Origin of the sequence: Allobosea sp. (assembly GCF_030694325.1) — a bacterium.
Taxonomy (GTDB): Bacteria; Pseudomonadota; Alphaproteobacteria; order Rhizobiales; family Beijerinckiaceae; genus Allobosea.
The window spans coordinates 1-2,381 of sequence record NZ_JAUXYO010000003.1; the positions used below are offsets into that span (position 1 = coordinate 1).

The following is a 2,381-nucleotide window of genomic DNA, read 5'->3' on the forward strand; positions in this document are numbered from 1 at the left end:
GGTGCTGATCCTGACCGCGCTGGCGGCCGGAGCCGGAGCGCTCTGGGGCTTGCGCGTCGTCGGCACGGTCGAGAGCACGGTGATGAAGCGAATGGAGGCGTCGACGCCCGATCTCGCGGCGAGCCCGCAGATGACCGGAACACTGGTTCTCAAGAAGCTGCCGCCGATCGTCACCAATCTCGCCGCCCCGGCCAACACCTGGGTGCGGCTGGAGGCGGCGCTGCTGATGGAGCAGAAGGCAGCGCTCGCGGCCGATCCGCTGGTCGGCGCCATCACCGAGGACATTCTCGGTTTCCTCCGCAGCGTGACGGCGCAGCAGATGGAAGGGGCGGCCGGCCTGCGCAATCTGCGCGAGGATCTGACGGAACGCGTCGCGATCCGTTCCAAGGCCGTCGTGCGCGAGATCGTCATCGAAACGCTGGTGGTGCAGTGATCCGGATCTTCGCCGTCCTTCTGACAATGCTCGCCGGCACGGCCGCCGCAAAGGCGCAGTCCTTCGGCTTCGACGGGCTGCTGCCGCAGGGCGGCGCCTCGGCCTCGGGCCGCATCGTCCAGATCGTGGCGATGCTGACGGTGCTCTCGGTGGCGCCGGGGCTGCTGATGATGGTCACGAGCTTCAGCCGCTTCGTGATCGCCCTGTCCTTCCTGCGCTCCGGGCTCGGCCTGCAGAGCACGCCGGCCAATCTGATCCTGGTCAGCCTGGCGCTGTTCATGACCTTCTTCGTGATGGCGCCGACCTTCGACAAGGCCTGGCAGGACGGTGTGCTGCCCCTGGTCGAAAACCGGATCGGCGAGGCGGAAGCCTATACGAAGATCACGGCGCCCTTCCGGGACTTCATGCTGGCGCAGACGCGGCCGCAGGACCTGCGTCTCTTCGCCGATCTGGCGCCGGCGAGCATCCGTCCGGAAGACCCGTCGCAGGCGGTCGATCTGCGGGTGCTGATCCCGTCCTTCATGATCTCGGAACTGCGGCGCGCCTTCGAGATCGGCTTCCTGATCGCGCTGCCCTTTCTGGTGATCGACATGATCGTCGCGACGATCGTGATGTCCATGGGCATGATGATGCTGCCGCCGACGGTGATCTCGCTGCCCTTCAAGGTGATCTTCTTCGTCCTGATCGACGGCTGGAACCTGCTGATCGGCGGGCTGGTCAGATCGTTCAGTTAGCGACGCTGGGTTTCTCCTCAACGTCATTCCGTCGCTCAGGCCCATTCGCCCTTGCGGAACACCGGCACGCGGCGGCCGTCGGCGTGAACGCCGTCGATGTCGACGAGGTCCGAGCCGATCATCCAGTCGATATGGATGAAGCTCTTGTTGCCGCCCTGGGCCGCGACCTGCTCGGGGGTGAGCTTGCCGCCGTCGAGGAAGCACTTCGAATAGCACTGGCCGAGCGCGATGTGGCAGGAGGCGTTCTCGTCGAAGAGCGTGTTCAGGAACAGGATGCCGCTCTTCGAGATCGGCGAGGAATGCGGCACCAGCGCCACCTCGCCGAGTCGCCGCGCGCCTTCATCGGTGTCGAGCACCTTGGCGAGCACGTCGGCACCGCGACTCGCCTTCGACTCGACGATGCGGCCGGCCTCGAAGCGGACCTGGATCTCGTCGATCAGCGTGCCCTGATAGGAGAGCGGCTTGGTCGAGGAGACGCGCCCCTCCACCCGCAGCGCATGCGGCGTGGTGAAGACCTCCTCGGTCGGGATGTTGGGGTTGCAGGTCACGCCGTTCTTGGCGGTGGAGGCGCCGCCCTGCCACTCATGCCCGTCGGCGAGACCAACCATCAGATCGGTGCCCGGCCCGGTGAAATGCAGGGCGTGGAAGCGCTGCCCGTTAAGCCATTGCGTGCGGTTGCGCAGCGCCGCGTTATGCGCGGCCCAGGCGGCGACGGGATCGCCCTCCTCGACGCGCGAGGCGGCGAAGATGGCGTCGGCGAGCTTGCCCACAGCGACCTCCTCGGCGTCGCCGGAAAACACGCGCCTTGCCCAGGCGGCCGTCGGATAGGCCAGGATGTTCCAGTTGATGTCGAAACCGGCGATCTTCTCCAGCGCCGGCTGGTAGGCGACCGAATTGGCCTTGCTGGCGCGCGAGACCTTGGCCGGGTCCTGCTCCGAGAGCAGCATCGGGTCGTCGCCGACGATGGCCAGCCGCGCGGTGTTGTTGGCGAAGGCCTTGGCGACGCCCTCATGCAGCCAACCGGCGGCGCGGTCGAAGCTCGCATCGTTGGCATGGCGGTAGCGCGCCAGCGTCACCTCCTCGTCGGAGAGGTTCTGCGTCACCAGCCCGGCGCCGGCCTTGTAGGCGTGCTCGGCGATCTTGCGCACCAGCGGCAGCGCCGCGACCGGGGCCGTGAGAAACAGGTCCTGCCCGGACTGCAGGTTCAGTCCGAC

General features: G+C 67.2%; 3 protein-coding genes. 2 read left to right on the plus strand and 1 reads right to left on the minus strand.

The window, feature by feature from the left end; all coding sequences use genetic code 11:
- Both Q8M82_RS00065 and fliP read left to right on the plus strand, forming a co-directional pair.
- Nucleotides 1-433, plus strand: a 433-nt coding sequence (locus Q8M82_RS00065) for a flagellar basal body-associated FliL family protein (RefSeq protein ID WP_305689359.1), incomplete at its 5' end; no start/stop codon positions are given.
- A gap of 26 nt (nt 434-459) precedes the next feature.
- Nucleotides 460-1,167: a flagellar type III secretion system pore protein FliP gene (gene fliP, locus Q8M82_RS00070; RefSeq protein WP_305689361.1), complete on the plus strand. Its 708-nt coding sequence runs from the start codon at nt 460-462 to the stop codon at nt 1,165-1,167.
- A gap of 35 nt (nt 1,168-1,202) precedes the next feature.
- Here fliP and Q8M82_RS00075 read toward each other — a convergent pair.
- Nucleotides 1,203-2,381, minus strand: a 1,179-nt coding sequence (locus tag Q8M82_RS00075; RefSeq protein WP_305689360.1) for an aminopeptidase, incomplete at its 5' end; no start/stop codon positions are given.